We start from the raw sequence: 26,762 nt of genomic DNA on the forward strand, positions 1-26,762 counted from the left end.
GCATGACCGCCAGCTCCCTCTACGCGCTTTCCATCGACGCACCGGTCTGCCGGTACGTCGACCTGGACAGCTTCACCGACCTCCCGTCCGAAGACCTTCTCTCGGAGGAGGAACGCGCCCGCGCCGACGGCTTCCGCTTCGAGCTGGACCGGCAGCGCTACGTGGCCTCGCATGTCGCGCTGCGGCAGGCCCTGAGCGAGTACACCGGCCTGCATCACGCCGAGCTGCACCTGTCCAAGGGCTCCTTCGGCAAGCCGTCGCTCACGGGCCATGCGCGTACGCAGTTCTCGCTGAGCCACAGCCAGGGACTGGCGTTGATCGCCATCGGCGGACGCGGCCCGCTGGGTGCCGACATCGAGCTGCTGCGCCCGGTGCCGGACGCGGCGATCCTCGCGGCCGAGCATTTCACGCGGCGCGAGCAGGAAGCGCTGGCCGCCCTGCCCGCGCAGGAGCGCGACCGCGCCTTCCTGACCTGCTGGACCCGCAAGGAGGCCTGCCTGAAGGCCATCGGCGTGGGGCTGCTGGTGTCGTCGCAGAGCTTCGAGGTGGGGCTGGAAGCCGACTGCCGCAGCGTCGAACTCTCGGTGGCCGGCCGCATCCTGTGGCTGGTGCTCGGGCCCGCGCCCGCGCGGCTGGACTGCGTGGGCGCGATCGCCGAGTGGCGCCAGACGGAGGCGCGGGCGAACCGGCTCGGCGCGGCCGGTTCGGGCGACGCGGGCGATACGGGCGGGTATGCGAACGGCCAGTCTCTCCCGCCTAAAGCGGGCGCCCCGGCGCGCAGCATGGAGATCGCCCCATGACCCGCTTCGAGCCGATCATGTTCGGGCCGGCCTCGCGGCAGGTCTTCGGCGTGTTCCATCCGGCCGAGGAAGACCGCGGCGGGAACGACACCGCCGTGCTGCTGTGCCCGCCCTTCGGCCAGGAAGGGCTGCGCACGCACCGCTTCTTCAAGGTGCTGGCCGAACGGCTCTCGCGCTCGGGCATCGCCACGCTGCGCTTCGACTTCTACGGCTCGGGCGATTCGCCCGGCGAGGAGGTCGAGGGCGAACTCGACGGCTGGCGCCGCGACCTGTGTTCGGCGCACGAGGAGCTGCGGCGGCGTGTGCCCGCAGCCTCCATCGTGTGGATCGGCGCGCGGCTCGGCGCCACCGTGGCCGTGCTGGCCGCGCGCGGCGGCCGCTGCGATCCGGTGCGGCTGGTGCTGTGGGAGCCGGTGATCGACGGGCGCCGCTATGCGCGGCTGCTGCGCGAGCAGCACGTGGCGGCGATCGACACCACCTTCTGCATCCCCGACCTGGCCTGGCGCCGCGACCTCGTGCAGGAGCCCGAGGCCATCCCCCATGAAGCCCTGGGCACCCTGCTCTCGCCCGCGCTGCGCGCGCAGCTGGCGGCGCTGGTGCCCGAGTCGCTGCCGCTCACTGCGCTGCACGACACGCTGGTGCTGGCCGGTCCCGACGACGAGCGCACCGCCCAGTGGGCCGCCGACCAGCAGTCGCGCCACATGCCGGTGCGCCTCGCGTACTTCAGCCACCAGCTCGACTGGACCTCCGACCCCTATCCCAACAGCGCAATGGTCCCAGCCGACGCGCTCAACCGCCTCCAGGGGGCGCTTCATGAATGACGCGAAATACGACGTGAAGGCGGCCGCGAAGCAGACGCCGCTGCTGTTCGGCCCGGGCGATGCGCTGATGGGCATGCTCACGGCGCCCGCGCGGCCGGCGCCGGGCGGCGTTGCCTGCCTGATGTTCAACATGGGCGCCAACCACCGCGTGGGGCCGCGCCGCATCAACGTGAAGCTGGCGCACCTGCTGGCCGAACGCGGCGTGGGCAGCCTGCGCTTCGATCTCGGCGGCATCGGCGACAGCGACGCGCTGGACACGTCGCCCGACCTGCAGATCCGCGCCGTGCACAGCCTGAAGGCGGCCATGGACGCCGCAGAGCGCATGCTGGGCGCACGCCAGTTCGTGATCGTAGGCATGTGCTCGGGCGTGCAGCACGCGATGTCGGCGGCCCTGGCCGACAAGCGCGTGGTGGCGGTGTCTCTGTTCGACGGCTTCGCCTTCCCAGAGCTGCGCGCGCGCCTGGAGCGCAACCTGCGCCGCGCGATGGCCGCGCCCGCGCATCCCTCGTTTCCGGGCAAGGCCCGGCGCTGGCTGCAGCGCCGCTTCCTGCGCAGCCACTCGACGGTGCCGCTGCCGGGCTTCTTCGCCGAAAGGCGCGCACCCGAGGCGAACGCGATCTGGTTCGGCGCGGCGCTGGAGCGGCTCGTCGAACGCAACGTGGCGGTGCAGCTGCTGTATTCGGGCTCGCTGCATGTCTGCGACCGCGGCCGTGACCAGCTCGGCGCCTTCGCCCGCAAGCCCTTCGCGCAGGGAGTTCAGTACGAGTTCATCGGCGAGGTCGACCACACCGTCTGCACCGAGAAGGGACAGCAGCTGTTCCTGCGCTCGGTGGGCGACTGGGTCACCGAGCGCTGTTTCGGCGCCAGCACGGAACGGCGCAGCCAGGGCAGCCGGGCGCCGTCCGGCGCGGAGCAGTCCATGCCCACCACCTGGGCCGCGCCCTGAGGCGAGGCCTTCACCCATTGCAACCACTGTCGACAAGCCAACAACCAGCCCATCACCAGCCAACGACCAACCGTCAAGGAGCCCACCATGCAACGCCACGATCCAGCGACGCAATCACGCGGAACGCGCACTCTCGCAGTCCTGTCCCGGACGGAGGCCGAGTCCCGCCTGCGATGGCTCGGCCTGGCCCTGCTGCTGTCGCTCGGGCTGGTGGCGCTGTCGGGCTGCGCGCCGGGTTTCGGCTCGGTGGGACCGCTCGGCTACGGCAAGACCAACGGCGACAGCACGGCCTCGGCGGACAGCGGAAAGATCATCCCGATCACGCCCGACCTGATCCGCACGCAGCTCGCGCAGAAGCCCAAGGGCCCGCCGGAGAACATCAAGCGCCTCTTCGCGACGGCGCCGGTCTACACCATCGGGCCGGGGGACGTGGTCGGCATCATCGTGTACGACCATCCGGAGCTGCTGCCGAATGCCGGCGCGGTGATCGCGCAGCAGTCCGATCCGACCGGCGTGACGGTGGCGCCCGGCTTCATCGTCGACGCCAAGGGCGAGATCTTCTTTCCCTACATCGGGCGCACCAAGGTGCAGGGCCTGACCGAGAGCGGCGCCTCGGAGCTGATCGCGCGGCGCATCAAGGCCTTCATCAAGGACCCGCAGGTGACGGTGCGCATCCAGTCGTTCCGCAGCCAGCGTGCCTACGTGCAGGGCGAGGTGCGCACGCCGGGCCTGCAGATCTTCACCGACGTGCCGATGACGCTGTCGGAGGCCATCAGCCGCGCCGGCAGCTTCACCCAGGCCGGTGACCGCGCGCGCATCACGCTGACGCGCGGCGGCGTCTCCACGGAGATCAACCTGCCGATGCTGCAGTCGCTGGGCGTGGACGGCAACGGCATCCCGCTGCGCAACGGCGACGTGGTGAACGTCGGCACCCGCGAGGACAGCCGGGTCTACGTGATGGGCGAAGTGCGGGCACCTTCCGCGCTGCAGATGCGCAACAACGGCCGGCTGAGCCTGAACGAGGCGCTGGGCGACGCGGGCGGCCCCGACCTGGCGACCTCCGACCCCGGCCAGATCTACGTGGTGCGCAACGCGCCCGACAACCTCGACGTGCAGCAGGTCTTCGCCCTCAACGCGAAGAACCCGGTGGCGCTCGCGCTGGCCGACCGCTTCGAGCTGCAGCCGCGCGACGTGGTCTACGTGGACCGCGTGCCGCTGGTGAGCTGGAGCCGCGTGTTCAGCCTGATCCTGCCGGCCGCCCAGGTCGTCAACCTCGCCCGCGACACCGCCCGCCGCTAGGCGCCCGCGTATCCGGACCAGGAAAGCAACAGCAAAAGGTGACACACATGAACGCGCGCTGGCAACCTACGCTTCCCGCCCCCGCGGCGGCTCCCGTGACGGTGCTCGAAACCACCGCCTGGACCCGGGAATCCCGGTTCCACGAGTACCTCGACATCCTGATCGACAGCCGCTGGCTGATTGCCGGCATCGCCGCGCTGGCGCTGCTGGCCGGCGTGGGCTATGCGCTGTTCGGCACCCGCGTGTACGAGGCCAACATCCTGATCCAGGTCGAGGACCCGGACCGCTCGGGCGGCAACTTTCCCGGCGACGCTAACGGAGGCGGCGGCATCAACGTGAAGACGCCGACCGCCGGCGAGACAGAGATCCTGCGCTCGCGCATGGTGCTGGGCCAGGCGATGGAGAACACCCTGCTCTACATCGACGCGAAGCCGCGCTACATCCCAGTGGTGGGCGAGTTCCTCTCGCGGCATTCGAGCCAGCTTTCCTCTCCCGGCATCTTCGGCTACGGCAACTACGTCTCGGGCACCGAGAGCATCGCCGTCGCACGGATGGACGTGCCCCAGGCGCTCGAGGGCAAGAAGTTCACGCTGGTCGCCGGCGCCGACGGCAACTACGCGCTGACCAACCCGGCCATCGAGTCCCCGCTGCACGGCAAGGTCGGCGTGCCGCTGGACGCCACCGTGCCCGGCGGCTCGCTGCACCTGCTGGTGGGCTCGATCGACGCCCGCCCCGGCGGCGCCTTCGAGCTGGTGCGCCATTCGAAGCAGCTCACGCTGCTGGGCCTGCAGAAGGACCTGCGCGTGGTCGAGAGAGGCAAGCAGTCGGGCGTGATGGACGTCAGCCTCCAGTCGGGCAACCGCAACCAGCTCGCGGCCGTGCTCAACGAGATCGCGGGCCTGTACGTGCGGCAGAACATCGACCAGAAGACGGTGCAGGCCGAGCGCGGCCTGGCCTTCCTGGGCACCGAGCTGCCGAAGTTCAAGCAGCAGCTGGAGCAGTCCGAGGACGCCTACAACCAGTACCGCAACCAGAACGGCACCGTCAACCTGGACGACGAGGCCCGCAATGCGCTGTCGCAGAACGTGGACCTGCAGGCCAAGCTGTTCGACGCGAAGCAGAAGCGGCTGGACCTGGTGGGCCGCTTCACCTCCGAGCACCCGATGGTGAAGACGCTGGACGCGCAGATCGCCTCGCTCAAGAGGGAGCTGGGCACGGTCGACGGCCGCATCCGCCGCATGCCGATGCTGCAGCAGAACGCCCTGCGCATGCAGCGCGACATCAAGGTCAACACCGAGCTCTACGCGACGCTGCTGAACAGCTCGCTGCAGATGCGGCTGGCCAAGGAAGGCAAGGTGGCCAACGTGCGCGTGCTCGACCAGGCGCTGGTGGCCGAGAAGCCGGTACGGCCAAAGGCGCTGATCGTGGTCGCGCTGGCGCTGGCCGGCGGCCTGTTCGCCGGCGGCGCGGCGGCGATGGCGCGCAAGAACCTGAAGCGCTCCATCGGCAACCCCGAATCCATCGAGGCCGTCATCGGGCTGAACGTGTACACCACCATTCCGCTGAGCACGCAGCAGCGCGTGCTCGACCGCGCCGTGCGCGACGGCAAGCCCGGCATCAAGGTGCTGGCGGCGCTGCACGTGGAAGACCCGGCGCTCGAGGGCCTGCGGCGGCTGCGCACCGCGCTGAAGTTCGTGATGATGGGCGCGCCCAACAATCGCGTGCTGATCTCCAGCGCCACGGCCGGCGCTGGCAAGACCTTCGTGTCGTCGAACTTCGCGACGCTGCTGGCGGCATCGGGCAAGCGCGTGCTGCTGATCGACGCCGACCTGCGCCGCGGCAGCCTGAGCGAGGAGTTCGGGCTGCAGCGCAAGGACGGGCTGTCCGACGCCATCGCCGGCGGCGTGCCGCTGGAGCAGGCCATCCACCACCACGTGCTGCCCTACCTGGACGTGATGTCCGCGGGCACCCTGCACCCGGACCCGGCCGGCCTGATGACCAACGACGCCTTCGCGCATGCGCTGTCGACGCTGTCGACGCGCTACGACGTGGTGGTGGTCGACGCGCCTCCCACGCTGCTGGCCTCCGAGACCGCCGCGATGGCGCCGAGCATGGGCACCCTGCTGCTGGTGGCCCGTGCCGACAACAGCGAGATGGGCGAGCTGCTGGAAAGCACCAAGCGCCTGGCCCACGTGGGCGCGGCCTTCCACGGCGTGGTGTTCAACGCGGTCGACACCTCCCGCCGGCGCAACCGCAGCTACGGCTACGGCTACTACGGCTACGCCCCGGTGGCGCGCCGCGATCCTCCATTCGCGCTGGACACGGCCGACACCGTCATGCCCAAGCGAATCCTGCCGGAGCACGCCGAATCATGAACACGCTGCGATCCACCTCTTCCACGGGAACGGGGCGGGGCCCCGGCAACTCGGGCATCGGCGCCGCCGCCAACACGGCCCCGTACATGCCGATGGGCGGCGCGCCCTGGCTGCGCCGCGCCAAGCGCGCGGCCGACATCCTGATGGCCGGCTCGTTCTTCGTCTTCTTCGGTTGGGCCTACCTGCTGATCTGGCTGGGCGTGCTCTACACCTCGGGCGGCCCGGCCATCTACATGCAGCCGCGCTACGGCCGCAACGGCCGCGTCTTCAAGTTCTACAAGTTCCGCTCGATGGTGGCCGATGCCGACGCCGTGCTGGCGCGCCACCTGCGCCAGAACGAGGCCGCGCGGCGCGAGTGGGCCGTCTACCAGAAGCTGGAGCACGACCCGCGCATCACCCGCTTCGGCGCCTTCCTGCGCAAGTACAGCATCGACGAGTTCCCGCAGTTCTGGAACGTGCTCAAGGGCGACATGAGCATGGTCGGCCCGCGCCCCTGCATGTTCGCGCAGAAGGAGCTGTACGGCGACTACTGGGGCCACTACTGCGCCGTGCGCCCGGGCATCACCGGCTTGTGGCAGATCAGCGGCCGCAACGAGATCAGCTACCGCCGCCGCGCCGCGATGGACGCGGAGTACGTGGCCCACCTGTCGCTGTGGCGGGACTTCGTGATCCTGCTGAAGACCTTCGGGGTGGTGACCGGGGCGCGCGGGTCGCGCTAGCCGGGGCCCCGATACCTGCTCCCCTCTTTTCCGACGACTCAACCACATCAACCACTTCACCGAAAGCTCATATGCGAATCTTTGTTGCAGGTCATCGCGGCATGGTGGGTCAGGCGACGGCACGGCGCCTGCGCGAACTGGGTCACGACGTGGTGACGCGAACCCATGCCGAACTCGATCTTCTCGACCAGGCGGCCGTGGCCCGCTTCTTCGCGACGGAGCAGATCGACCAGGTCTACCTGGCGGCGGCCAGGGTCGGCGGCATCCACGCCAACATGACCTATCCGGCGCAGTTCATCTACGAGAACCTGGCCATCGCCACCAACGTGACGCACCAGGCCTTCGTCTCGGGCGTGAAGCGGTTGCTGTTCCTCGGTTCCAGCTGCATCTACCCGCGCATGGCCGAGCAGCCGATCCGCGAGGAATACCTTCTCAACGGCAAGCTAGAGCCCACCAACGAGCCCTATGCCATCGCCAAGATCGCCGGGCTCAAGCTGTGCGAGAGCTACAACCGCCAGTACGGCGCCACGCACGGCATCGACTACCGCAGCGTGATGCCGACCAACCTGTACGGCCCGGGCGACAACTATCACATCGAGAACAGCCATGTGGTGCCAGCGCTGATCCAGCGCTTCCACCTGGCCAAGATCAGCAATTCCCCGAGCGTGCTGATCTGGGGCAGCGGCCGCGCGCGGCGCGAGTTCCTGTATGTCGACGACATGGTCGAAGGCTGCCTCGCGGTAATGAACCTGTCGCGCGCCGAGTACGACCGCCAGACCGATGCGATGCGCGGCCACATCAACCTCGGCACCGGCGAGGACGTGTCCATCGCCGAGCTCACCGAGCTGATCCGCGACGTGGTGGGCTACACCGGCACCATCCGCTACGACCTCGCCCAGCCCGACGGTGCTCCCCGGAAGCTGCTGGACGTCTCGCGCGCCAACAGCCTCGGCTGGCATGCGACTGTGCCGCTGGCCGAAGGGCTGCGCCGCACCTACGCCGACTACCAGGAGGCGATCCGCCCGGTAGAGGAAACCGAGCCGGTCCAGGCACACGCCCACGCCTGAAACAGCCACTCACGGCAGACCCGCCATGCGCCCCCTCTCCTTCTGGTCCGGCATCGTCTGCGCCATGCTCTGCGGCCTGGTCGATCCGGCCTGGGGCTACGCGGCGGTGGCGGTGCTGTCGCTGGTCCAGCTGGCGATGCTGGGCGGCTCCGGCGGCAGCGTGTTCCTGCTGATCCACTACACGGCGATCCTCACCTACTTCTCGATCGCGCCGGCGATGCAGATCTCGCACGACCTGGAGTTCTGGGACGCGGGCGTCATGCGCACGGAGTCGCACACGCTGGCGCTGACGCTGCTGGTGCTGTACATGGCGGGCGTGGAGGCGGCGCGGCTGGGCGTTCCCGACGGGCCCGTTCACCAACCGGGGCGCCACGACAGGCAGCTGGTCGGCGTGGCCCACCCGCTGCTCCTGCTGCTGAGTTGCTCGCTCGCGGCCTTCGCCTCGCTGTTCATCAAGCCCGAGCTCAACTTCGTGGCGCGCGGCATCGTGGGCGTGGGCGGCGAGGACAACGTGCCGATCGACTTCATCTTCTATTCCACGCTGCCCAAGCTGGTGGTTCTGCTGTGCTTCGTGGCGCTGGCCATCCATGCGATGCGCCGCAGGACGCTGTGGTCCTGGTGCGCGGCGGGCATGGCTTTCGCGCTGGCGCTGGCGGCAGCCAACCCGGTGAACACGGCGCGGCAGGTTTTGCTGATCGGACTGCTGCCGCTGCTCATCCATGCACTGGGGCGCGGCCGGCGCTGGCTGCTCGCGGGCACGATCTTCGGCGCCATCGCGGGCCTTGGGCCGATGCTGAACCTGATCTCGCGCGGCAGCATGTGGGGCGAGGAGCTGCGGACCTTTCCCTTCAGCCAGGACTTCGACGCCATGTTCGTGGTGGCCGGCATCCTGGAGCGCGCGCCCATTCCGGACCTCGGCTGGGGCCGCTACCTGCTGTCGGCGTTCTCGTTCTTCCTGCCGCGCGACCTGAAGATGTTTCCCGATTTCGACCCGCTCGGCTGGTCGGCCATCCTCGGCAACTTCTCGCAGAGCAACCTGTCGCTGCCGCCCTTCACTACCGCCTACTTCGACTTCGGACTGGCCGGGCCCGCGCTCTTCGGCTTCGCGATCTCGGCCGCGTTCCGGGCGATCGACCGCGCCGTCGATCCGAACCGCCCGGTGTCGAGCACCTACCTGGCGGCGCTGGTGCTGCTGGCGGCTTATGTGCCGTTCATGCGCGGGCCGATCCTGGGCTGGGGGCCTTTCATGGTCTCGGGCCTGATCGCCGCCGCCATCGCAGGCGCACTCAGCTCCCGCGCGCGCCGCATGCCCGCGCGCACCCTGCGGCACGGCCTGCCGGGCGCCTGAAGGGCCCGCAAGGAAAGAAAAGAACATGGCCACGTTCCTCTACTACGACACCATCCGCTTCAACAAGGCGGCCGGCGGCGTGCTCAACGTGTCGGAGGTGCTTCTGCGCCACATGCGCCTGTCGCCGGAGGACCGGGTCGAGCCGGTGAGCGAGCGACATCCGCGCCTCTTCGCGCTGGCGCAGCGCCTGAAGATCAGCCGCTTCGTGCTCGACACGCTGCTCTACAACTTCCATCGCCTGCGCGTGCTGCTCACGGGCGAGCAGCTGTTCTCGGTCTTCCCCAACTACTACCTGCCGCTCACGCCGCTGGGCCGGCACCGCGACTCGATCGTCGTCGTCCACGACCTGCAGTACAAGGCCTATCCCCAGTACTTCGGGCGCGGCAAGCGCCTGTTCCTGGACTGGAACCTGTGGCGCGCCGCGCGCAGTGCCGCGGACGTGGTCTTCATCAGCCGCAGCAGCCAGCGGGACTTCGAGCGCCACTTCGGCCGCTGCGGACACTCGACGGTGATCTTCAATCCGGTCGATGCGCCCCGGCCCGCTGCGGCCCCGGCCGCCACGGCAGCCGGCGAGCGCTACCTCATCGCGGCCTACCACTACTACCCGCACAAGAACTTCGACGGCATCCTCGCTCTCTTCGAGCGCATGAAGACCGCCGGCCTGGTCGACTACCTCGACATCACGGGCAACGGCGCTGACGCGGTCGGACGTATGGTGTCCGTGCTCGCGCCGGAGGTGCGCTGCTGCGTGCGGCACCGGGGACTGGTGTCGCGCGACGAGCTGCTGCGGCTGTACCAGGGCGCGACCGCGTTCATCTCGCTGTCCACCTTCGAGGGTTTCAATCTCTCGGCGGCCGAGGCGGCGACGCTGGGCGTGCCGCTGCTGCTGTCGGACATCCCGGTGCATCGCGAGCTCTTCACCGACTACGCCTTCTTCGTGGGCGCCGACGACGGCGATCCGCAGCCGTTCGCCCGGTATCTCGCGCACCACGAGCACACGCGCCCGGCGTGGGTGCATGCCGCCACCTGCGCGCCCGCCAACGTCGCGGGACGCTATCTCATGCTCAAGCGCGGCGCGCTGTCGCTCGCGGGGGCCATGTCATGACGGGGCGCCTGCTTTCCGCCGTGCGCCTTCTCGCGGCGCTGCCATTGCTGGCGGCGCTGCCGCTGGCAGGCCACGCGCAGCCCTCGGCCCTTCCGGTGCCGGGCTTCGGCGTGATGGTGCACTACCTGCCCGACAAGCAGTCGATCGGCGAGATCAGGCGCTTCGACGTGGAGGCCTTCGCGTCTTCGCTGGCGGAAATGCGCGCCTCGCACCTGATCCTGACGCTCGGGCAGAACAACGGCCAGTACATCGCGCCCAATGCCGCGCTCGAAGTGCTCTGCCCGTCCAGCGCCGCCAACCGCCCGCCGCGCGATCTTCCGCTGGAGATCGGCCGGGCACTGCGCAGCCGGGGCATCACGCTGATCCTGTACCTGCCGTTCCGCGCGCCGCAGGGCGACCGCGCGCTGATGGATTGCCTGGGCGACGTGTCGGAGCAGGAGCCGCCGCCCGCCCGCTTCATCGCCGCGTGGTCGAGCGTGATCCGCGACTGGTCGGAACGCTACGGCGTGCTCGCCAGCGGCTGGTGGTTCGACGGCACCTACAACACCAGGGGCATCACGCCCGCCGGCTGGGAAATGCTCTGCGGCGCGGCGCGCACCGGGGCGGCCAGCCGGCTGCTGGCCTTCAACGCGGGCGAAGGCGCGGAGCGCTTCAGCGCCAAGTCGGCACCCTGCCAGAACCTGATGGCCGGCGAATACATGCAGCCGCCCGCGCACCTGACCAGCCCGCCGTCGGAGCTGACCTTCCACGTGCTGACGCCGCTCGGCGCCTCGTGGGGCCGCGAATCGCCGGCGCGCTTCACCGCCGCGCAGCTGCGCGACTGGATCTCGGAAGCCGCCGCCGCGAACGGTCTGTTCACACTGGACATGCCCATCGACGCCACGGGCCGTTTTCTTCCCGCGCACGTGGCGCTCATGAAGAGCGTCACGGCGCGCAGCAAGCCCTGAAGTCCGCATCAACGAATCGCTGTCACATCCCGTCAACCCTTCATCAAGCGCCATGAAATCTTCCTTGCCCTTCATCGTCGTCGAAGACCGCCAGAACAAGACCCTCGCGCTGTGCCGCGAGTCGGCCGAGCTGGCCGGCGAGTCGCTCTTCGTGCTGTCGGACACCGACGCGGGCCCGGCCTACGAGCGCTTCTGCCGCTCGTACGTGCACCTGTCGAGCAATCCTCCGGAGTTCGAGAAGATCTGTTTCCGCCGCTACTTTCTCCTAGCGCGGTTTCTGGAATCCCACCCGGAAGTGCAAGATTTCGTGCTGGTCGACAGCGACGTGCTGCTCTTCCAGGGCGCAGGGGCCCACATCAGGCGCCTCGCGGGCAAGGCCGATTTCTCGGGCTCGCGCATGCAGTCGGCCGACGGCTGGAACCCCTGCCAGATCTCGCCGCACGTGAGCTACTGGACCTCGAACGGCCTGCGCCGCTTCGTGGCCTACGTGCTCGACAGCTACTCCACGCCCTCGGGCCGCAGGAAGCTGCGCGAGATCGCGGCGCGCTTCGCCGCGCGGGGCGTGCGCGGCGGCGTGTCCGACATGACGCTGCTGTACCTCTGGGCACACGCCACGGGCAACGACGACCCGATCAACCGGGTGCTCGACGGCACGGTCGTCGACCACAACATCAACGGCATGCACAACCTGCACCGCGGGGAGTTCAAGGTGCTGGGCGGCGCCAAGCGCATCGCCTGGCGCGAAGGCAAGGCCTGGCTGACGAGCACCACCGGCGACATGACGCGCGTGGTGGCACTGCACTTCCAGGGCAGCGCCAAGATGGCCATGCCCTATGCGCTGCGCGGCCACATGCTCACCGTGGCGGCCGTCACCTACGCGCTGCAGATGGCGCGCCGCGCGAAGAACAACGCCTTCCGCGCCGGTGCGTTCGCGCGCCGGGTGATCGACACGCGCCGCGTGCACCGCGTGCCGGCCGGCAAATAGCCGAACGAGAAGCGAGCCCGCGCCATGAAGCACTTCAGCCTGCCACTCACGCCGCCCGGCGCGCGCATGGCCTGGCTGTCCGGGCTGGGCGCGCTCGCCTCGCGGCTCTATGTGTACCTGTCGGGCTTCCTGGCCATCTTCCTGATGGCGGCGAGCATCCCGCCTGCGCGCTTCGGCGAGTACTCGATCTACCAGTCGGTCATGGAGGTGGCGCTGGTGGTCGGCACGCTGGGCAGTTCGCTGCTCTTCTCGCGCCACGCGGCCACGGTGCCGCCGGGCGTGACGCGCGGCGACGTGGTGCGCACGCTGGCCATCGGCCTGCCGCTGGCCACGGTGCTGGTGACGGTGATCCTCACGGTGCAGCGCATGCCCGTGGGCGACGCGCCCTTCGCCATCCTGGTGGCGACGCTGGCCGTGTTCGCCTTCAACAGCCTGCGCCTTTCCTTCAGCCGCGGCCTCGGGCACGCGGGGCTGCTCAACCTGGAGGCCGGCATCCGAGCGACCGTCCTGGTCGCGGGCGTGAGCCTGTGCGTGGCGGTGCGCTTCGATCTCGGCGTGGCGCACCTGCTGCTCATCAACCTGATCGCCGTCGTGATGGTGTGCCTGGCGGTGGGACTGCCGGCCAACGGTGCCGCGCCGCCCATCGGCCGTGCCGCGCTGCAACTGGGCTCGCAGGCCAGCGCGACGGTGTATTCGCTGCTCATGTTCCTGCTGCGCAAGTCGGACCTGCTCATCGTGGCGTACTTCATGCCGCTGAGCTACGTGGGCGCCTTCAAGCTCGCCTTCCTGCTGGCGGAGGCGCCGTCGCAGTTCGTGCAGTCCTTCCTCTTCACGAAGACGCCGGCCATGCTGGAGACCGAGGCCGGCAACTTCACGGCGGCGAAGCTGCGCCTGGCGAAGCACTCCTTCCTGCTGGGCTGCGCGCTCTTCGTCGGGCTGGCGGCCCTCATCACGGCCGCGGCGCCGCTGCTCAAGCTGGGCAACGAGGCACGCTCCATCTTCCTGTGCATCGCGCCGTACTTCCTGCTGCGCACCTACACGATCCACCACGAGATGGTGCTGTCGCTGAAGACCTCGATGGGCTCGCTCGGCCGGTGGGCGCTGCTCGAAGTGGCGCTGCGGCTGGCGTCCTACGGCGCGGTGGCGGTGCTCTTTCCGGGCAAGCCGCACTACGTCTTCTTCATTGCCTGCGTGACCGACTTCGTGCTGTGCGAGACGCGCATGCGCCTGCACTTCGGCTTCTTCCCCATCTTGCGCCTGCTGGCGCGGGGACGGTCGTCATGAAGATCCTCGTCTATTCGATGAACTTCGCGCCCGAGCTGGCCGGCATCGGCAAGTACTCGGGCGAGATGGCCGAATGGCTGCAGGCGCGCGGGCACGAGGTGCGGGTGATCGCGTCGCCGCCCTTCTTTCCGCAATGGGCCGTGTCCGAGGGCTACTCGGCATGGGCCTACCGCAAGGACGACTGGAACGGCGTCAAGGTCTGGCGCGCGCCCACCTGGGTGCCGCGGAAGCCGCGCGCACTGGGGCGGATCGGGCACCTGCTGTCCTTCACGCTGTCGAGCATTCCGCTGCTGCTGGCGCAGCTGCGCTGGCGGCCGGACGTGGTGTTCGTGGTGGAGCCGCCCGTCTCCTGCGCGCCGGCCGCGCTGTGCCTGGCGAAGCTGCTGCGCGCCAGTTCGTGGCTGCACATCCAGGACTACGAGGTGGACGCTGCCTTCGGCCTGGGCTGGGTGCGCGGCGAACGGGTGCGCCGCTTCGCGCTGGCGGCCGAGCGCTGGCTGATGCGCAAGTTCGACCGCGTCTCGACCATTTCGTCCACGATGCTCGCCAAGGCCAGGGAGAAAGGCGTGGACGAGTCCAGGCTGGTGCTGTTCCCGAACTGGGTCGACGTGGAAGCCATCCGCCCCGTCGAGCGCCCCGCGCTGGCCACGGGCGCATTCGCGCAGGGCTATCGGGCCGAGCTGGGCATCCCGGCCGAGGCGGTGGTGGTGCTCTATGCCGGCAGCCTGGGCAGCAAGCAGGGCATCGAGCTGCTGGCCGATGCGGCGCGGCTGCTGGTGTGCTCGCACGACATCCATTTCGTGTTCTGCGGCAACGGCCCGAGTCGCGCCTCGCTGATGGATGCCTGCGTGCGGCTGGGCAATGCGCACTTTCTCGACCTGCAGCCGGCAGAGCGGCTCAACGAGCTGCTGGGCATGGCCGACATCCACGTGCTGCCGCAGCGCGCCGACGCAGCCGACCTGGTCATGCCATCGAAGCTGGGCGGCATGCTCGCCAGCGGCCGCGCCGTGATCGTGACCGCGCACGCCGGCACCGCGCTCAGCGAAGCCGTGTGGGGCCGCGGCGTGGTGGTCGAGCCCGGCGACCCCGCCGCGCTGGCCGATGCCATCGAACAGCTCTCGATGTCGCCCGCCACGCGCGAGCTGATGGGCGCGATCGGCCGGCGCTTCGCCGAAGCCGAGCTGGACCGCAACGTGATCCTGCAGCGCCTCGAAGAGGAACTGCAGCGCAGCATCGCCGCGTGAGGCGAAACCGTCGCGAGGACAAGCCACCATGCCAGCCCCCGGAATCCTCGTCACAGGCGGCGCCGGCTTCATCGGCAGCCACACCTGCGTGGCGCTGATCGCGGCGGGCTACCGGCCGGTGGTGCTCGACACGCTGGTCAACAGCGACGCGCGCTCGCTGAAGCGGGTGGCGTGCATCACCGGCATCGAGCCCGTGCTCGTGCGCGCCGACGTGCGCGACGCGGCGGCGCTCGACCGCGCGTTCGCGGCGCACCCGGTGCGGGCGGTGGTGCACCTGGCGGGGCTGAAGGCGGTCGGCGAGTCGGTGGCCGATCCGCTGGGCTACTACGACGTCAACCTGGCCGGCACGCTCTCGCTGGTGCAGGCCATGGGCCGCGCCGGGGTGCGCACGCTGGTGTTTTCCTCGTCGGCCACGGTGTACGGCGACTCGCATCCCTCGCCCATACCGGAGTCCGCGGCCTGCAACGCGGTCAATCCCTACGGCCGCACCAAGGCCATGGTGGAGAGCGTGCTGGCCGACCTCTCGCGCTCCGACGGGCGCTGGGGCATCGCCTGCCTGCGCTACTTCAACCCGGTGGGCGCGCACGAGAGCGGCCTGCTCGGCGAGCTGCCGCACGGTCCGCCCAACAACCTCATGCCCTACGTCGCGCAGGTCGCGGCCGGCGAGCGCGACTGCCTGGTGGTGCATGGAGCCGACTACGATACCGCCGACGGCACGGGCGTTCGCGACTACGTGCACGTGATGGACGTGGCCGAGGGCCATGTGGCGGCGCTGCGTCATGCGGCGTGCCGGCCGGGCGTTCTGATGACCAACCTCGGCACCGGACACGGCGCCTCGGTGCTTGACGTGGTGTCGGCCTTCGAGCGCGCGAGCGGCCGCCGCATCGCGCTGCGCATCGGGCCGCGCCGACCCGGCGATGCCCCCGCCTACTGGGCCGATGCGCGCGGCGCATTCCTCGCCCTCGGCTGGCGCGCGCGCCGCGACCTCGACCAGATGTGCGCCGACAGCTGGCGCTGGCAAGCCGCCAACCCGCACGGCTTCGACGACCCGGCACCGGCCTTCGCCGCGAATCTTCCGCGCTTCCAGGACAACAGCGGTGCCGACACCGACGCCAATATCAACTCCAACGTGGGACATAGCCATGCCTGACAACGCTTCTCCCCCGCCCGGCGAGCAGGGCACCGGCCGACCGGGATATCCACCACCGGGCGTCTGCGCGCCCGCCGCGCCCCTGTGGCCCGGCTTCCTGACCGGGCAGGAAGACTCGCCCGTGCGCGTGCTGCTCGTCGAGGACGACGAGTTCATGCGCCGCGTGATCGCCCAGGAGCTGCTGTCGGACCTGCGCATACAGCTCGAAGGCCAGGCCGGCAGCCTGCGCGACGGCCGGCGGCTGCTGGCCACGCACGAGTTCGACGTGCTGATGGTCGACCTGCGGCTGGGCGACGGCACCGGCTTCGACCTGATCCAGGAAGCGCGCGAGCACCATCGCGCCGGCGAGATCATCGTGATCTCCGCGCTGGAAGACGAATCGCACGTGCTGCGCGCCTTCGAACTCGGGGCCACCGGTTACCTGCTGAAGGACGCATGGCTGCAGAGCTTTGCGCAGGCCGTGCTGCAGGTGGTGAACGGTGGCGCGGCCATCACGCCACGGCTGGCGCGCAGGCTGCTTTCGAGGCTGAGCTACCGGCCTCCCGGCGCGCTGCCGCCCGCGGAGCCGCTGCAGCGCGAGGCGACGCTGACGGCGCGCGAGTGCGAGATCCTGCGCTTCGTGGCGCGCGGCCATGTCACCGAAGAGATCGGCAACAAGCTGGGCATCTCGGGGCAGACCGTCAACGCGCACATCAAGAACATCTACAAGAAGCTGCACGTGCATTCGCGTGCGCAGGCCGTGAGCTACGCGGCCTATACGGGGCTGATCTGAGCACCCCGATCCACCCGGTTTCAACACACCCGACGCTGGCGATCATGAACACCCTCCTTCCCATCCATCCCGTGGTTCTTTGCGGCGGCAGCGGCACCAGGCTGTGGCCGCTGTCGCGCAAGGCGCTGCCCAAGCAGTTCGCGCCATTGGTCGGCGGCAAGAGCCTGCTGCACCTCACGCTCGAACGGCTGGCGCTGCTGAACTCCGCGATCACCTGCGTCACGTCGGAAGACCACCGCTTCCTGGTGAAGGAGACCATGGACAACGCCTGCGCCACGGGCCGGCAGATCCTGGAGCCGGTGGCGCGCAACACGGCGGCCGCCATGGCTTCGGCCGCGCTGGTGGCCGAAGCCGACGACCTGCTGCTGTTCGCGCCTTCCGACCATCACATTCCCGATGCCCCGCTGTTCGCCCGCACGGTGCGCTCCGGCATCGAGGCCGCGCTGTCCGGAAAGATCGTCACCTTCGGCGTGGCGCCGAGCTTTCCGAGCACGGCCTACGGCTACATCGAGGCCGGGGCGCCGCTTCCGGACGGGCACAGCCAGGCGGTAGCGCGCTTCGTGGAAAAGCCGACGGCGCCCGTGGCCGAAATGCTGATCCTGCAGGGCGGCTACAGCTGGAACGCCGGCATCTTCCTCGTGCAGGCTCGCACGCTGATCGCCGCGCTGCGCGAGCACGCCCCCGAAATCCTGCAGGCCTGCGAGCGGGCCACCGCCGGCGCGACGCGCGACGGCAGCTTCATGCGGCTGGAAAGCGCGGCCTTCTCCGAATGCCGCGCCGAGAGCATCGACTACGCCGTGCTCGAGAAGCACCGGCACATCGCGGTCGTGAAGTTCGAGGGCATGTGGAGCGACGTCGGCAGCTGGAACGCGGTGGCCAGCCTGCACCCGGCGGACGACGCCGGCAACCGGCTCAGCGGCAAGGCCAGCGCGCTGAATTCGCGCAACACCTTCATCCACGCACCGCACCGGCCGGTGGTGGCGCTGGGCACCGAGAACCTCATCATCGTGGACACGCCCGACGCTGTGCTGGTGGCCGGCGTGGGTTGCGCCGAGCAGGTGGCCGACGTGGTGCGCAAGCTGTCGCAGGAGGGCTGCGCCGAGGCCACCGAGCACCGCCGCGTGGTGCGGCCATGGGGCGCCTACGACAGCATCGACCTCGGCGAGCGCTTCCAGGTGAAGCGACTGACCGTGAAACCCGGCGCCAAGCTGTCGCTGCAGATGCATCATCACCGCGCCGAGCACTGGGTGGTGGTGAAAGGCACGGCGCGCGCCACCTGCAACGGCGAGGTCACGCTGGTGCACGAGAACGAATCGATCTACCTGCCCTCGGGCGCCATCCACCGCCTGGAGAACCCCGGCCGGACGGTGCTCGAAGTGATCGAGGTGCAGACCGGCGGCTACCTGGGCGAGGACGACATCGTGCGCTTCGACGACACCTACGGCCGATGCGCGCCGGTCGAGCAACAGGTCATTGCGGCAGATACGGCTTGATGTTCTTCAGCGCGTTGGCCACGTAGGCCTCCTTCTCGCCCACCGGCGCCACGTAGTGCAGCGCCGCCTCCGCGGCCTCGATGCCCTCGGTGCGCGCGATGATCCAGCCGGCGAGGTACGGCGAGGCGAAGCAGCCGCCCGCCGTGGCGACGTTGCCGCGCGCGAAGAAGGGCTGGTTCAGCACCTCGACGCCGGCCTCCTGCACCCAGGGCTTGGTGGTGAGGTCGGTGCAGGCCGGAACGCCTTCGACGAGGCCGAGCTTTGCCAGCACCAGCGTGCCGGAGCATTGCGCCGCGATCAGCTGCCGTGCCGGGTCGAGCGACAGACGCCCCATCAGCTCCGGGCTGGCGACCACCTCCCGCGTCTTCACTCCGCTGCCGACGACCACCGCGTCGGCGGAGCGCGCCTCTTCCAGCAGCGACTGCGCGCGAATGGTCACGCCGTTCATCGACGTGACTTCCGGCGTCGGGCAGCAGATGCTCACGCGCCAGTCAGGCTTCTTGATGCGGTTGAGCACGCCCAGCGCGATGAGCGAGTCGAGTTCGTTGAAGCCGTCGAAGGTGAGGATGGCGATGTGCATGGTGTCGGTTCGTGGGGATGCGAAAGGGACGCGGGAGGGATGCACCCATCGTAGTGACGACGATCAATACAATCAAAAAATTGTCATGGATACATCCGACGCACGATGGCCGAAGCCCGATACAAGCAACTGGTGGATGAACTCGCCACCCAGATCCGCACCGGGCAGCTGAAGCCCGGCACCCGCCTGCCGACGCACCGCCGGCTGGCCGAGCGCCACGGGCTGGCCCTGGTCACGGCCTCGCGCGTCTACGCGGAGCTGGAGGCCATGGGCCTGGTCAGCGGCGAAGTCGGCCGCGGCACCTTCGTACGCGAGACCGCCATGCCCGGCGGCACCGAAGCCGACCAGCGAGCGCTGCCCGCCGACATGCTCGACCTGAACTTCAACTACCCGGCCCTGCCCGGACAGGCCGAACTGCTGCGCGGCGCGCTGCGCCAGCTCGCCACCGGCGGCGAGCTGGAGGCGATGCTGCGCTACGCGCCGCATGGCGGGCGCATGCACGAACGCGCCTGCTTCGCCCGGCACCTCCTCGAGTCGCGAGGGCTGGCCGCGGAACCGTCGAGGGTGCTGCTGGTCGACGGCGCGCAGCACGGCCTCGCGGTGACGGTGATGGCGCTGCTGCAGCCCGGCGACGTGGTCGCGATCGACGCCCTCACCTACCCCGGCTTCAAGGTATTGGCCGAGGCGCACCGGCTCGAAATGGCGCCCCTACCGGCCTCGGGCCAGGGCCCCGACCTCGACGCGCTGGAGCGCCTGTGCACGCGGCGCCGCGTGCGCGCCGTCTACGCCATGCCGACGATGCACAACCCGCTGGGCTGGGTGATGAGCGCGAGCCGCCGCCGTCGCCTCGCGGCCATCGCAAGAAGGCACGGCCTGCTCGTCATCGAGGACGCGGCCTACGCCTTCCTGGCCGAAGACCCGCCGCCGCCGCTGGCAACGCTGGCCCCCGAAACCACGGTGTATGTCTCCGGCCTTTCCAAGAGCGTGGCGACCGGCCTGCGCGTGGGCTTCATCGCCGCGCCGGAAGCCTTCGTGCCGAAGCTCGAACGCGCGATACGCGCCACCACCTGGTGCACGCCGGGCGTGACCACGGCCATCGCCTGCGGGTGGCTGGAAGACGGCACGGTCGATCGCCTCGAGTCGCAGAAGCGGCAGGATGCGGCGGCGCGGCAGATCATCGTCGGCGAAGAGCTCGCGGGGCTGAAGTGCGTGCGGCATCCGTCGTCGTACTTCGCCTGGCTGCCTCTGCCCGAGGAAACGCGTGCCGACCGCGTTGCGACGGCGCTCATGCGCGAAGGCGTCTCGGTATCCACCGCCGAGCCATTCGCCACGTCGAAACATGTGCCGCACGCGCTGCGGCTGGCGCTGGGGTCCGTGGGGCTGGATGGGTTGCGCGGTGCGCTGCGGACGGTGCGGCGGGTGGTTGGGGAGCAGGCGTTCTGAAAGCGCCCGCGCGGGCGACCATCCCGGCCTCGAAAAGGATGCTCCACTGCGAGGCACGTCCCATGCCCGCACCACGGCGCAACGAGTCGCAACATAAAAGCCGTCGCGGCGCGCCCGTGTGCGTCAGAATTGCCGATCGGTGTGGGCGTGCCCGTGACGTGGCCGCCCGGCGAGGAGGTTGCCATGCCGTACGACCGCGACTTACTGCTCTTTGGCGCCAAGCGGCACGCAGTGCTCGGACTGGATGAGATCCAGCAGTACGGCATCGACAGCTATCAGGATCAAGACTACGTCTCCATTTACGGGCTACGCCCTCCGCAGGCTCATGCGATGGGAGTTCGCATGCTCGGGCGCACGGCAGTCGAATGCACGCGTGACGACCTGGCCGAGGCCATTGCCAGCGATGTCGCAGCCTTGGCGAACCGGTGCGCTTCGACATCTCGACTCGTCGTCGACCCTTTTGCCGGCTCAGGCAATACGATCTTCTGGTTGCTGCGCAAGCTCGAGGGGGCACGCGCGGTCGCATTCGAGAACGACCCCCTGGTCTACGACGTCAGTTCGAAGAACCTCGCGCTCCTGAATCTGCCTTTGCGCCTCGAGTGCATCGATTTCCCGCTCGGCCTCGAGCATGTGCGCGCAGCGCCGGGCGAACTGGTGGTGGCCTTCATCGCGCCCCCATGGGGCCGTGCTCTGGATGTTCGGCTGGGTCTGGACCTGAGACGCACCGAACCACCCGTCGTGAGCATCGTGAAGGAGTTCGTTCGTCGATTTGACGGGAACCCCATGCTCTTTGCGATCCAGGTCCACGAACGGGTGGAACCCGAGTCACTGACGGACCTCGTTTCACACTTCGATGCTTTCGAACACAAGGTCTACGAGTTGAACCGCGCAGGACAGAACCACGGGGCCCTGATCGGCTGTGTCGGTTGGTCGCCTTGACCGACCTGCGGTGAACAACTGAAAGAAGGCGCCAGTGCTCCGGAGCCGATCTCCGCTCAGCCCGGTTCCACGATGACGTTGCCAATCAATTTTCCGGCTTCGACCGCTTCGTGCGCCGCCGCGATCTCGTCGATCCCGAACTTCGCTCCGATCGTGTGCGACAGGACTTTCCCGGCCGTGATCCGACTTATCCGGTCGATGGCGATGCGCCGGTCTTGCGGAGCAAGGTCATAGACGAGAAAGAAGTGCAGGCTGAACGAGTTCCACAGTAGCGCGCGATAAGGAACGGCAATGTCCTCATACACGTTCGAGCCATATGAAACCAATGCGCCATGCGGGGCCAACCCTCCGCCGGCAAGCAGCTGGACCGTGGTTGAAAAGTCCATGTCGATGATGGCATCCACTCCGCGGCCTGCCGTAAGTTGCTTGACGCGCTCTGCTACCGGCTCGGTCTTGTAGTCGATCGTCGCGTCGACACCGGCAACAAGCGCGTGTTGGGCCTTGCTTTCGGAACCGACTGTCCCGATTACGCGCGCGCCGCCGATGACCGCGAGCTGTGCGGCGTAGTGGCCGACAGCCGATGAAGCTCCTATCACGAGGACCGATTTGCCTGCGATGTCGCCGAGGCGCTGGACGGCGTGAACGGCCGTCATGAGCGGAATTCCGAAGCACGCTGCCACCGCGAAATCCATCGACTCGTGGAGTCGCACCGCCTGCACCTCCGGCAGGACGATGAATTCGGCAGCGGTACCCATCGGGCGCTGCCACTGCCCGTTCCAGATCCATACGCGTTCGCCCAAACGCCCGGGTGACACGCCGTCGCCAACTGCGTCGATCACGCCGGCACCATCGCTGTGCGGTACCACGCGTTCCGCTCCGAGCGGGCGGGCACCTCTTGCCTTTACATCGGATGGATTGACGCCTGAGGCCGCGACCTTTACCCGGACTTCCCCAGGCCCTGGTGTCGGCACGGGCAATTCACCGACAACAAGAACGTCCCGGGCATCCCCGTTTTTCGAGTACCAGGCTGCACGCATGCCGACCTCGCTTTTTTCCGAGAGAGATTTGGATCGATGGCGAGAAATGCAGAGGCTACGCCTGCGCGGGAGATACGGCAACGGCCATGCGCGCCACGTACGTCATTCGTCCAAAGTGTCTCGTTCGGGTGTCCAATCGGACTGCGACGAAGAGCGATTCATCGAACCCGGGTGGAGCCGTGTCATTCGCGCAGCTTCGTCCGCCTGCGTCGCCGTGAACCGGAGATTCAAGATGCCAGACGTGATTTCCGATGGGGTATCGATCCACTACGAGGTCAGGGGGCATGGCTCGCCCGTGCTTCTCTTGGCGGGACTGGCGGGAGTGGGCTCATCCTGGGGGCCACAGATCGATCTTTTCGCAAAGTGTCATCAGGTGATCGTTCCCGATCATCGGGGCACCGGCGCCTCCGAGCACACCGCACGCGCGATGACGATTGCGCAACACGCGCGGGACATGGCGCGAGTGGTCGAAGTGGTCGGGAGCGGGGCGGTCCATGTGGTCGGCTCGTCGACAGGAGGCGCCATCGCGCAATTGATGGCGATCCGTCATCGAGACCTGCTGCGCAGCGCAACGATCGTCTCGTCCATCGCACGCGCGGACGCGTACTACCGCCGCCAGTTCGAGATGCGCAGGCGCATGCTGACCGACTCCGGCCTGCGCGCATCCACGGAAGCCAATGCCCTGTTCCTCTTCGCCCCCGGATTCCAGCGTGAGCATCCGCAGCGGGTGCAGGCATGGGTGAACGCCACGTCGGCCGGCGCGTTCGAACCCGAGATCGGCTTTGCCAGGATCGACATGATCGTGGGGCACGACGCATTCGATGAACTGCCGTCGATCTCCACACCGACGCTGGTGCTGGTGGGAGATTGCGACTCCTGCGCGCCGCCGTACTTCTCCGCAGAACTGGCCACGCGGATTCCCGGCGCCGAGCTGGCCATCCTGGAGGGTGGTCACTTCATCTTCCTGGAGAAGCCGGAGCTGCTGCACGCCACAGTCGAGGCATTCATCGCGAAGCATGAGTAGGCAGTCTTGAACGCGCGGCAAATGGAACCCTGGCGTCCGTCCCAAAGCCGCTGGCACACCGCGCCGCGATGCACCAGCCCGCCACTCCCGGCCTATCGATCCGGCGCCATCCACGAGCCTTGACGTACATTGGCGCCGCCCCCTCAAAACGCCCGCCGTTCCACAAGGAGATTCGATGAACATGAGACCGTCAAAGTCCGTCCGCGCGTCGCCAGCCACCGCAACCGGCGCACACGCCATCGGTACAGCCGCAATGGGCTCCATCGTGATCGGCGCCGCAGCCCTCGGTGCCCTGGCCATCGGGGCCCTGTCTATCGGTCGACTTTTTGTGGGCCGGGCTCGGATTCGCCGGCTGGAGATTGATGAGCTCGTTGTTCGTCGCATTCGAGTCATTGAACAGCTGACGCCGCCGGCAGCGTCGATGCCCGGTAGCGTTCTTGGCGATTCGGAGCCCGGTGTCGAAGCGGTGAAGACGCGGGTTGAGATGTCAAAGTCGTTGTGACGGCTATCGGCCACAAGCAGCCGATTACCGCTGACAGCTTTCAGGTAGCCTAGTCAACCATGGGAATCTATGCACAGTTTTGGCACTGCCATCCGGCGGGCTTGGCAGAAGAGTTTCTCTCTGGGCCTCTCGAAGAATTCGATTCTTGGCTCCTTGAGACTATCGCGGAATTTCCAGACGATATAGACACATCCGTCTACCCGCTTTTGCAGATCGTTCGAGCCAACGGTCGCGCTGCGTTGCACGCGTTGTCGGCATCCGAGGCTGCTTCGGTTGACCGGTTGATGGACGCGTATTTCGGCATGTTCTGCGACATGAAGCGCAGGGACCTTAAGCAAGCGGCGGATCAGTCGCTGCTACGCGCCTCCCACTACCGAGGCATGTTTGGCTCTGACAACGATTCCACGGCTCGTGGTGTCGCCTTTGTACTTTGGAACTTCATGTTCTCGGGTCGCTCCGTTGCCCGCGGTTCGAGTGTTTTCCCTTACGCGTCGGAGGATGGGGTGTATCACCTCTCGTATTGGTCTTCGGACGAGGTAAGCCTTCGAAATGAAGCTCTCACAGTCGCGCCATCACCGAAAGACGTTGATTCGCGAGCTCTCGCTGCAGCGAAGAATGCGCTGGCGAGCGCACACACGCGGCGGTCAGGACTCATCATCGAGATTGGCTAGTGTGTGTGCAGGAGGTGCCTTTTGTGCGCCTGAATGTCCGGTTTTTCGCCACGCTTCGGCCTATGCCAACTACCGCAAAGGGCCCGAAGCCGAAGTTCAATTCGCTCCTAAGCAGACATTCCACTTGTGTTGGGAAAAAGTTCGGGTCGCACCGCAAAGTGTTGAAGCACATCACTGAGCTCGCGCCACCCCTCATCGGGACTACCGCCGTAACCCATCTCGAACAAATTGATGGTGTCTTCTAATCGATTGAAGGTGAACTGAAGATCTTCGTCTAGTGCTGTGGACTGGGCGACTTGGAAGGCCCGCCGCGCGGCGGTACCTTGAGCTTCGGGCACAGTGCTTCCGGCCAACTCGCAACTCAGGTCCCATAGGAGCTACCGCCCGGCAAGCTCCAGGTTTCCTTCGCCGGGAATCTCCTTCAAACACTGATGCAAATGAGAGGTGCTTCTGCTGGTCAGGACTTCGACTATTTCCACGGGTGGGGTGTCGAATGCATCAACAATCTTTAGCGCCCAATCACGCGCTTGAGCGTCCGTCAAAATGCCAGCTTCCATGCCGAACCGGAAATACAAAGCTGCGGTCGCGAAGTTCGATTCATTCATGCTTGTATGCTCCTCCAACCGCTGGAATCAACGTCGGCTCTTGGTCGCTTACTGCCACACTCCGAGCGGCGCGAGGCCCAACGCGTCCAGGGTTCTCATGTGGATATGACGGACCACACCTTGTGCATGTTCTTAGACACTCGGAATTGCGCCTCCGGTTCAGTTCCACGAAGGCAAGCCCAGTACGCGACCGTAGACCGGTGAAGGTCTGGCCTTGACAGCAAGAGCGGCTCTATCGTCGACCACGCGGCGGTGTAATTGGATTGAAGCTCCATGTCTTCAGCGCATTGAATCAGCATCTCCATGAGAGAGAAGCGCTCATCGTCATTGAGGTTTGCCGAGCAATAGACGCTGATAAGTTCGTCAAAGCGAGCCGCGTCAGCAACCTCCCACTCCCAATCCTGCATATCTTCGGCGAATGGCAGAGCGAACCGCGCCGCGAGCTCTCTGCGTGCGGCGCAAGTGGGCGAGCGAACTGGCCAGTCGAGGTGCTCATTGGTCATAGTGGGTCTCGGGTCGAACGACTGGTATTGGCCGCATTGTGCCGGCCGGGCGAACGGCCGGTTCTGGCCGATGGAAACCTGTCGCAGTCAGGCGCGCGCACTCAGGCCCTCTTTCCCGCGAAAGATTGCGGCCAGTGCTTCTTCAACGGTTTGTCGATTCCATGCTCCCGGCAGAAACTCGATGTCATATTCGGAGTGACCGTCTAGCAGCGAAGCCGCGTCCATGCTCAGTGTTGCCCTGAAGCCGGATGCCTGAAGTGCAACCTCCAACTGGTCGACGCGATGTACTACTTGGTCGAAGACCATGACCTCAATGTCGTCGGACCCGACTGCACGGGTGAGCGAGAAGCAATAGTTCTGCCTTGGGTCGTGGCAGTAGATGTATGTCATTCCGTCGTAGGCATCGCTGTTCGCCGAGGCGCTCACGGTTGCACGTAGCTTCATCTATTTCGTCGGTCGAAGTGTCGAAGTTGGCCGGCAGTATCGCCCAGCGGCCTGTGCCGAACGGCAGCTTCTCGGCGAAATGGTCGGTGGGCTCGAGTGGCTGGTCTTGGCCGATAGTACCCATTCGCATGAAGCCGAGGGATGCTGCTCAACACTTTTCAAAGGAGCCGGCACACCGCAACGCGATGCACCAGCCCTCCCCTCGCCGCCTACCGATCCGGCGCCACCCACTGCTTGCCCAGCGCCCCCGCGCATTCCTGAAGCAACGCAGTCGCATCCCGCGCCATTTCCCACGCGAGCCAGAAAACGTTGTCGAGGTTCTGCAGACCCTCGTCCTCGCTCCATCGGGCGCCGTCGCCGTGGCATGCCCATAGCAGCGACTTCAGTTGCTCCAGCTTGTTTTCGAGCAGGTCCTGGGCTGCGGGTGCCGTGGCAGCCGCGGCTTCGGGTGATGCCGGCGTTTTGGGCCGGGCCATAATTCGATCAGCCATTTTGTTGTGCGTCCTTTCCGAGGTAGAGCACTTCACTTGGTTAGACGGCTGGGGTGTTTGCGCGCCCCGGCCGTCGCCTTTTGTGCCTCACGTTCGCATCGATGTATTTGCGTCGATGGCTCGCCGCGAGGCGTGCGGTCTGTTCGCTTCTGGTTGCTGCTTGCTGGT

General features: G+C 67.7%; 27 protein-coding genes. 21 read left to right on the forward strand and 6 right to left on the reverse strand.

The window, feature by feature from the left end:
* The first annotated feature begins 2 nt into the window (after nucleotides 1-2).
* The 16 genes from BMY35_RS01290 (at nucleotide 3) to BMY35_RS01365 (ending at nucleotide 18,355) form a co-directional block, all read left to right on the forward strand.
* Nucleotides 3-800 (forward strand): 4'-phosphopantetheinyl transferase family protein, encoded by a 798-nt coding sequence (locus BMY35_RS01290; protein WP_093195591.1) that lies wholly within the window; start codon nucleotides 3-5, stop codon nucleotides 798-800.
* Nucleotides 797-1,621 (forward strand): serine aminopeptidase domain-containing protein, encoded by an 825-nt coding sequence (locus tag BMY35_RS01295; RefSeq protein WP_093195185.1) that lies wholly within the window; start codon nucleotides 797-799, stop codon nucleotides 1,619-1,621. The genes BMY35_RS01290 and BMY35_RS01295 overlap by 4 nt, the downstream gene beginning before the upstream one ends.
* Nucleotides 1,614-2,567 carry an alpha/beta hydrolase family protein gene (locus tag BMY35_RS01300; RefSeq protein WP_256227960.1) on the forward strand — a complete coding sequence of 318 codons (954 nt, stop codon included), beginning with the start codon at nucleotides 1,614-1,616 and terminating at the stop codon, nucleotides 2,565-2,567. Before BMY35_RS01295 ends, BMY35_RS01300 begins: the two co-directional genes overlap by 8 nt.
* Before the next feature lie 87 nt (nucleotides 2,568-2,654).
* Entirely contained in the window at nucleotides 2,655-3,866 is a 1,212-nt protein-coding gene (locus tag BMY35_RS01305; RefSeq protein ID WP_093195186.1) for a polysaccharide biosynthesis/export family protein, read from the forward strand.
* Nucleotides 3,867-3,913: 47 nt separating this feature from the next.
* Nucleotides 3,914-6,241 (forward strand): polysaccharide biosynthesis tyrosine autokinase, encoded by a 2,328-nt coding sequence (locus tag BMY35_RS01310; RefSeq protein WP_093195187.1) that lies wholly within the window; start codon nucleotides 3,914-3,916, stop codon nucleotides 6,239-6,241.
* Nucleotides 6,238-6,960, forward strand: a complete 723-nt coding sequence (locus BMY35_RS01315; RefSeq protein WP_093195188.1) for a sugar transferase — start codon at nucleotides 6,238-6,240, stop codon at nucleotides 6,958-6,960. Before BMY35_RS01310 ends, BMY35_RS01315 begins: the two co-directional genes overlap by 4 nt.
* A 71-nt stretch (nucleotides 6,961-7,031) precedes the next feature.
* On the forward strand, nucleotides 7,032-8,027 hold the full coding sequence (locus tag BMY35_RS01320) for a GDP-L-fucose synthase family protein (RefSeq protein ID WP_093195189.1): 996 nt from the start codon (nucleotides 7,032-7,034) through the stop codon (nucleotides 8,025-8,027).
* A 25-nt stretch (nucleotides 8,028-8,052) separates the two neighbouring features.
* The gene (locus BMY35_RS01325) at nucleotides 8,053-9,375 is read left to right on the forward strand and encodes a hypothetical protein (protein WP_093195190.1); all 1,323 of its coding nucleotides are present in this window, start codon (nucleotides 8,053-8,055) and stop codon (nucleotides 9,373-9,375) included.
* A gap of 25 nt (nucleotides 9,376-9,400) precedes the next feature.
* Complete coding sequence (locus BMY35_RS01330) at nucleotides 9,401-10,480, forward strand: glycosyltransferase (RefSeq protein WP_093195191.1); 1,080 nt, start codon at nucleotides 9,401-9,403, stop codon at nucleotides 10,478-10,480.
* Entirely contained in the window at nucleotides 10,477-11,427 is a 951-nt protein-coding gene (locus tag BMY35_RS01335; protein WP_093195192.1) for a hypothetical protein, read from the forward strand. The genes BMY35_RS01330 and BMY35_RS01335 overlap by 4 nt, the downstream gene beginning before the upstream one ends.
* Nucleotides 11,428-11,479: 52 nt before the next feature.
* A complete protein-coding gene (locus tag BMY35_RS01340) occupies nucleotides 11,480-12,412 on the forward strand; it encodes a hypothetical protein (protein ID WP_093195193.1) in 933 nt (310 codons plus the stop codon).
* A 24-nt stretch (nucleotides 12,413-12,436) separates the two neighbouring features.
* The gene (locus tag BMY35_RS01345) at nucleotides 12,437-13,696 is read left to right on the forward strand and encodes an MATE family efflux transporter (RefSeq protein WP_093195194.1); all 1,260 of its coding nucleotides are present in this window, start codon (nucleotides 12,437-12,439) and stop codon (nucleotides 13,694-13,696) included.
* Nucleotides 13,693-14,940, forward strand: a complete 1,248-nt coding sequence (locus tag BMY35_RS01350) for a glycosyltransferase WbuB (RefSeq protein ID WP_093195195.1) — start codon at nucleotides 13,693-13,695, stop codon at nucleotides 14,938-14,940. The genes BMY35_RS01345 and BMY35_RS01350 overlap by 4 nt, the downstream gene beginning before the upstream one ends.
* Nucleotides 14,941-14,968: 28 nt before the next feature.
* A complete protein-coding gene (gene galE / locus BMY35_RS01355) occupies nucleotides 14,969-16,090 on the forward strand; it encodes a UDP-glucose 4-epimerase GalE (RefSeq protein WP_093195196.1) in 1,122 nt (373 codons plus the stop codon).
* Complete coding sequence (locus BMY35_RS01360; protein ID WP_093195197.1) at nucleotides 16,083-16,862, forward strand: LuxR C-terminal-related transcriptional regulator; 780 nt, start codon at nucleotides 16,083-16,085, stop codon at nucleotides 16,860-16,862. The genes galE and BMY35_RS01360 overlap by 8 nt, the downstream gene beginning before the upstream one ends.
* 44 nt (nucleotides 16,863-16,906) lie before the next feature.
* On the forward strand, nucleotides 16,907-18,355 hold the full coding sequence (locus BMY35_RS01365; protein WP_093195198.1) for a mannose-1-phosphate guanylyltransferase/mannose-6-phosphate isomerase: 1,449 nt from the start codon (nucleotides 16,907-16,909) through the stop codon (nucleotides 18,353-18,355).
* Here BMY35_RS01365 and BMY35_RS01370 read toward each other — a convergent pair.
* Nucleotides 18,333-18,935, reverse strand: a complete 603-nt coding sequence (locus BMY35_RS01370; protein ID WP_093195199.1) for a DJ-1/PfpI family protein — start codon at nucleotides 18,933-18,935, stop codon at nucleotides 18,333-18,335. The genes BMY35_RS01365 and BMY35_RS01370 overlap by 23 nt on opposite strands.
* Nucleotides 18,936-19,040: 105 nt before the next feature.
* Here BMY35_RS01370 and BMY35_RS01375 point away from each other — a divergent pair, with 105 nt between their 5' ends.
* Both BMY35_RS01375 and BMY35_RS01380 read left to right on the forward strand, forming a co-directional pair.
* Nucleotides 19,041-20,378, forward strand: coding sequence for an aminotransferase-like domain-containing protein (locus BMY35_RS01375; protein WP_093195200.1), 1,338 nt, complete (start codon nucleotides 19,041-19,043; stop codon nucleotides 20,376-20,378).
* Between the two features lie 183 nt (nucleotides 20,379-20,561).
* A complete protein-coding gene (locus tag BMY35_RS01380) occupies nucleotides 20,562-21,317 on the forward strand; it encodes a hypothetical protein (RefSeq protein ID WP_093195201.1) in 756 nt (251 codons plus the stop codon).
* A gap of 56 nt (nucleotides 21,318-21,373) precedes the next feature.
* On the opposite strand, the gene BMY35_RS01385 is transcribed toward BMY35_RS01380, so the two are convergent.
* Nucleotides 21,374-22,354 carry an NADPH:quinone reductase gene (locus BMY35_RS01385; protein WP_093195202.1) on the reverse strand — a complete coding sequence of 327 codons (981 nt, stop codon included), beginning with the start codon at nucleotides 22,352-22,354 and terminating at the stop codon, nucleotides 21,374-21,376.
* Between the two features lie 232 nt (nucleotides 22,355-22,586).
* Between BMY35_RS01385 and BMY35_RS01390 the strand changes: the two genes are divergently transcribed.
* From BMY35_RS01390 to BMY35_RS01400, 3 genes are all read left to right on the forward strand, one after another.
* Complete coding sequence (locus BMY35_RS01390; protein ID WP_093195203.1) at nucleotides 22,587-23,378, forward strand: alpha/beta fold hydrolase; 792 nt, start codon at nucleotides 22,587-22,589, stop codon at nucleotides 23,376-23,378.
* A 175-nt stretch (nucleotides 23,379-23,553) separates the two neighbouring features.
* Nucleotides 23,554-23,880 carry a hypothetical protein gene (locus BMY35_RS38520; protein ID WP_218152966.1) on the forward strand — a complete coding sequence of 109 codons (327 nt, stop codon included), beginning with the start codon at nucleotides 23,554-23,556 and terminating at the stop codon, nucleotides 23,878-23,880.
* A 59-nt stretch (nucleotides 23,881-23,939) separates the two neighbouring features.
* Nucleotides 23,940-24,551 carry a hypothetical protein gene (locus BMY35_RS01400; protein WP_093195204.1) on the forward strand — a complete coding sequence of 204 codons (612 nt, stop codon included), beginning with the start codon at nucleotides 23,940-23,942 and terminating at the stop codon, nucleotides 24,549-24,551.
* Nucleotides 24,552-24,928: 377 nt separating this feature from the next.
* Here BMY35_RS01400 and BMY35_RS01405 read toward each other — a convergent pair whose 3' ends face one another.
* From BMY35_RS01405 to BMY35_RS01420, 4 genes are all read right to left on the reverse strand, one after another.
* The gene (locus tag BMY35_RS01405) at nucleotides 24,929-25,156 is read right to left on the reverse strand and encodes a hypothetical protein (RefSeq protein WP_093195205.1); all 228 of its coding nucleotides are present in this window, start codon (nucleotides 25,154-25,156) and stop codon (nucleotides 24,929-24,931) included.
* A gap of 95 nt (nucleotides 25,157-25,251) precedes the next feature.
* Nucleotides 25,252-25,659, reverse strand: a complete 408-nt coding sequence (locus BMY35_RS01410; protein WP_093195206.1) for a hypothetical protein — start codon at nucleotides 25,657-25,659, stop codon at nucleotides 25,252-25,254.
* Nucleotides 25,660-25,746: 87 nt separating this feature from the next.
* Nucleotides 25,747-26,085, reverse strand: coding sequence for a hypothetical protein (locus BMY35_RS01415; protein WP_143080637.1), 339 nt, complete (start codon nucleotides 26,083-26,085; stop codon nucleotides 25,747-25,749).
* Between the two features lie 227 nt (nucleotides 26,086-26,312).
* Nucleotides 26,313-26,594 carry a hypothetical protein gene (locus BMY35_RS01420; RefSeq protein ID WP_176947503.1) on the reverse strand — a complete coding sequence of 94 codons (282 nt, stop codon included), beginning with the start codon at nucleotides 26,592-26,594 and terminating at the stop codon, nucleotides 26,313-26,315.
* Nucleotides 26,595-26,762 lie beyond the last annotated feature (168 nt).

The organism is Variovorax sp. YR750 (assembly GCF_900109805.1).
GTDB lineage: Bacteria > Pseudomonadota > Gammaproteobacteria > Burkholderiales > Burkholderiaceae_C > Variovorax > Variovorax gossypii.

Excerpts from the sequence above, each read along its gene's own strand:
- BMY35_RS01325 (WP_093195190.1), top strand. The coding sequence starts at position 8,053 with ATGCGCCCCCTCTCCTTCTGGTCCGGCATCGTCTGCGCCATGCTCTGC.
- BMY35_RS01320 (WP_093195189.1), top strand. The coding sequence starts at position 7,032 with ATGCGAATCTTTGTTGCAGGTCATCGCGGCATGGTGGGTCAGGCGACG.
- BMY35_RS01380 (WP_093195201.1), top strand. The coding sequence starts at position 20,562 with ATGCCGTACGACCGCGACTTACTGCTCTTTGGCGCCAAGCGGCACGCA.
- BMY35_RS01310 (WP_093195187.1), top strand. The coding sequence starts at position 3,914 with ATGAACGCGCGCTGGCAACCTACGCTTCCCGCCCCCGCGGCGGCTCCC.
- BMY35_RS01390 (WP_093195203.1), top strand. The coding sequence starts at position 22,587 with ATGCCAGACGTGATTTCCGATGGGGTATCGATCCACTACGAGGTCAGG.
- BMY35_RS01305 (WP_093195186.1), top strand. The coding sequence starts at position 2,655 with ATGCAACGCCACGATCCAGCGACGCAATCACGCGGAACGCGCACTCTC.
- BMY35_RS01375 (WP_093195200.1), top strand. The coding sequence starts at position 19,041 with ATGGCCGAAGCCCGATACAAGCAACTGGTGGATGAACTCGCCACCCAG.
- galE (WP_093195196.1), top strand. The coding sequence starts at position 14,969 with ATGCCAGCCCCCGGAATCCTCGTCACAGGCGGCGCCGGCTTCATCGGC.
- BMY35_RS01360 (WP_093195197.1), top strand. The coding sequence starts at position 16,083 with ATGCCTGACAACGCTTCTCCCCCGCCCGGCGAGCAGGGCACCGGCCGA.
- BMY35_RS01290 (WP_093195591.1), top strand. The coding sequence starts at position 3 with ATGACCGCCAGCTCCCTCTACGCGCTTTCCATCGACGCACCGGTCTGC.
- BMY35_RS01330 (WP_093195191.1), top strand. The coding sequence starts at position 9,401 with ATGGCCACGTTCCTCTACTACGACACCATCCGCTTCAACAAGGCGGCC.
- BMY35_RS01340 (WP_093195193.1), top strand. The coding sequence starts at position 11,480 with ATGAAATCTTCCTTGCCCTTCATCGTCGTCGAAGACCGCCAGAACAAG.
- BMY35_RS01405 (WP_093195205.1), bottom strand. The coding sequence starts at position 25,156 with ATGAATGAATCGAACTTCGCGACCGCAGCTTTGTATTTCCGGTTCGGC.
- BMY35_RS01420 (WP_176947503.1), bottom strand. The coding sequence starts at position 26,594 with ATGGCTGATCGAATTATGGCCCGGCCCAAAACGCCGGCATCACCCGAA.
- BMY35_RS01400 (WP_093195204.1), top strand. The coding sequence starts at position 23,940 with ATGGGAATCTATGCACAGTTTTGGCACTGCCATCCGGCGGGCTTGGCA.
- BMY35_RS01335 (WP_093195192.1), top strand. The coding sequence starts at position 10,477 with ATGACGGGGCGCCTGCTTTCCGCCGTGCGCCTTCTCGCGGCGCTGCCA.
- BMY35_RS01345 (WP_093195194.1), top strand. The coding sequence starts at position 12,437 with ATGAAGCACTTCAGCCTGCCACTCACGCCGCCCGGCGCGCGCATGGCC.
- BMY35_RS01365 (WP_093195198.1), top strand. The coding sequence starts at position 16,907 with ATGAACACCCTCCTTCCCATCCATCCCGTGGTTCTTTGCGGCGGCAGC.
- BMY35_RS01315 (WP_093195188.1), top strand. The coding sequence starts at position 6,238 with ATGAACACGCTGCGATCCACCTCTTCCACGGGAACGGGGCGGGGCCCC.
- BMY35_RS01370 (WP_093195199.1), bottom strand. The coding sequence starts at position 18,935 with ATGCACATCGCCATCCTCACCTTCGACGGCTTCAACGAACTCGACTCG.
- BMY35_RS01295 (WP_093195185.1), top strand. The coding sequence starts at position 797 with ATGACCCGCTTCGAGCCGATCATGTTCGGGCCGGCCTCGCGGCAGGTC.
- BMY35_RS01385 (WP_093195202.1), bottom strand. The coding sequence starts at position 22,354 with ATGCGTGCAGCCTGGTACTCGAAAAACGGGGATGCCCGGGACGTTCTT.
- BMY35_RS01300 (WP_256227960.1), top strand. The coding sequence starts at position 1,614 with ATGAATGACGCGAAATACGACGTGAAGGCGGCCGCGAAGCAGACGCCG.
- BMY35_RS01410 (WP_093195206.1), bottom strand. The coding sequence starts at position 25,659 with ATGACCAATGAGCACCTCGACTGGCCAGTTCGCTCGCCCACTTGCGCC.
- BMY35_RS01350 (WP_093195195.1), top strand. The coding sequence starts at position 13,693 with ATGAAGATCCTCGTCTATTCGATGAACTTCGCGCCCGAGCTGGCCGGC.
- BMY35_RS38520 (WP_218152966.1), top strand. The coding sequence starts at position 23,554 with ATGAACATGAGACCGTCAAAGTCCGTCCGCGCGTCGCCAGCCACCGCA.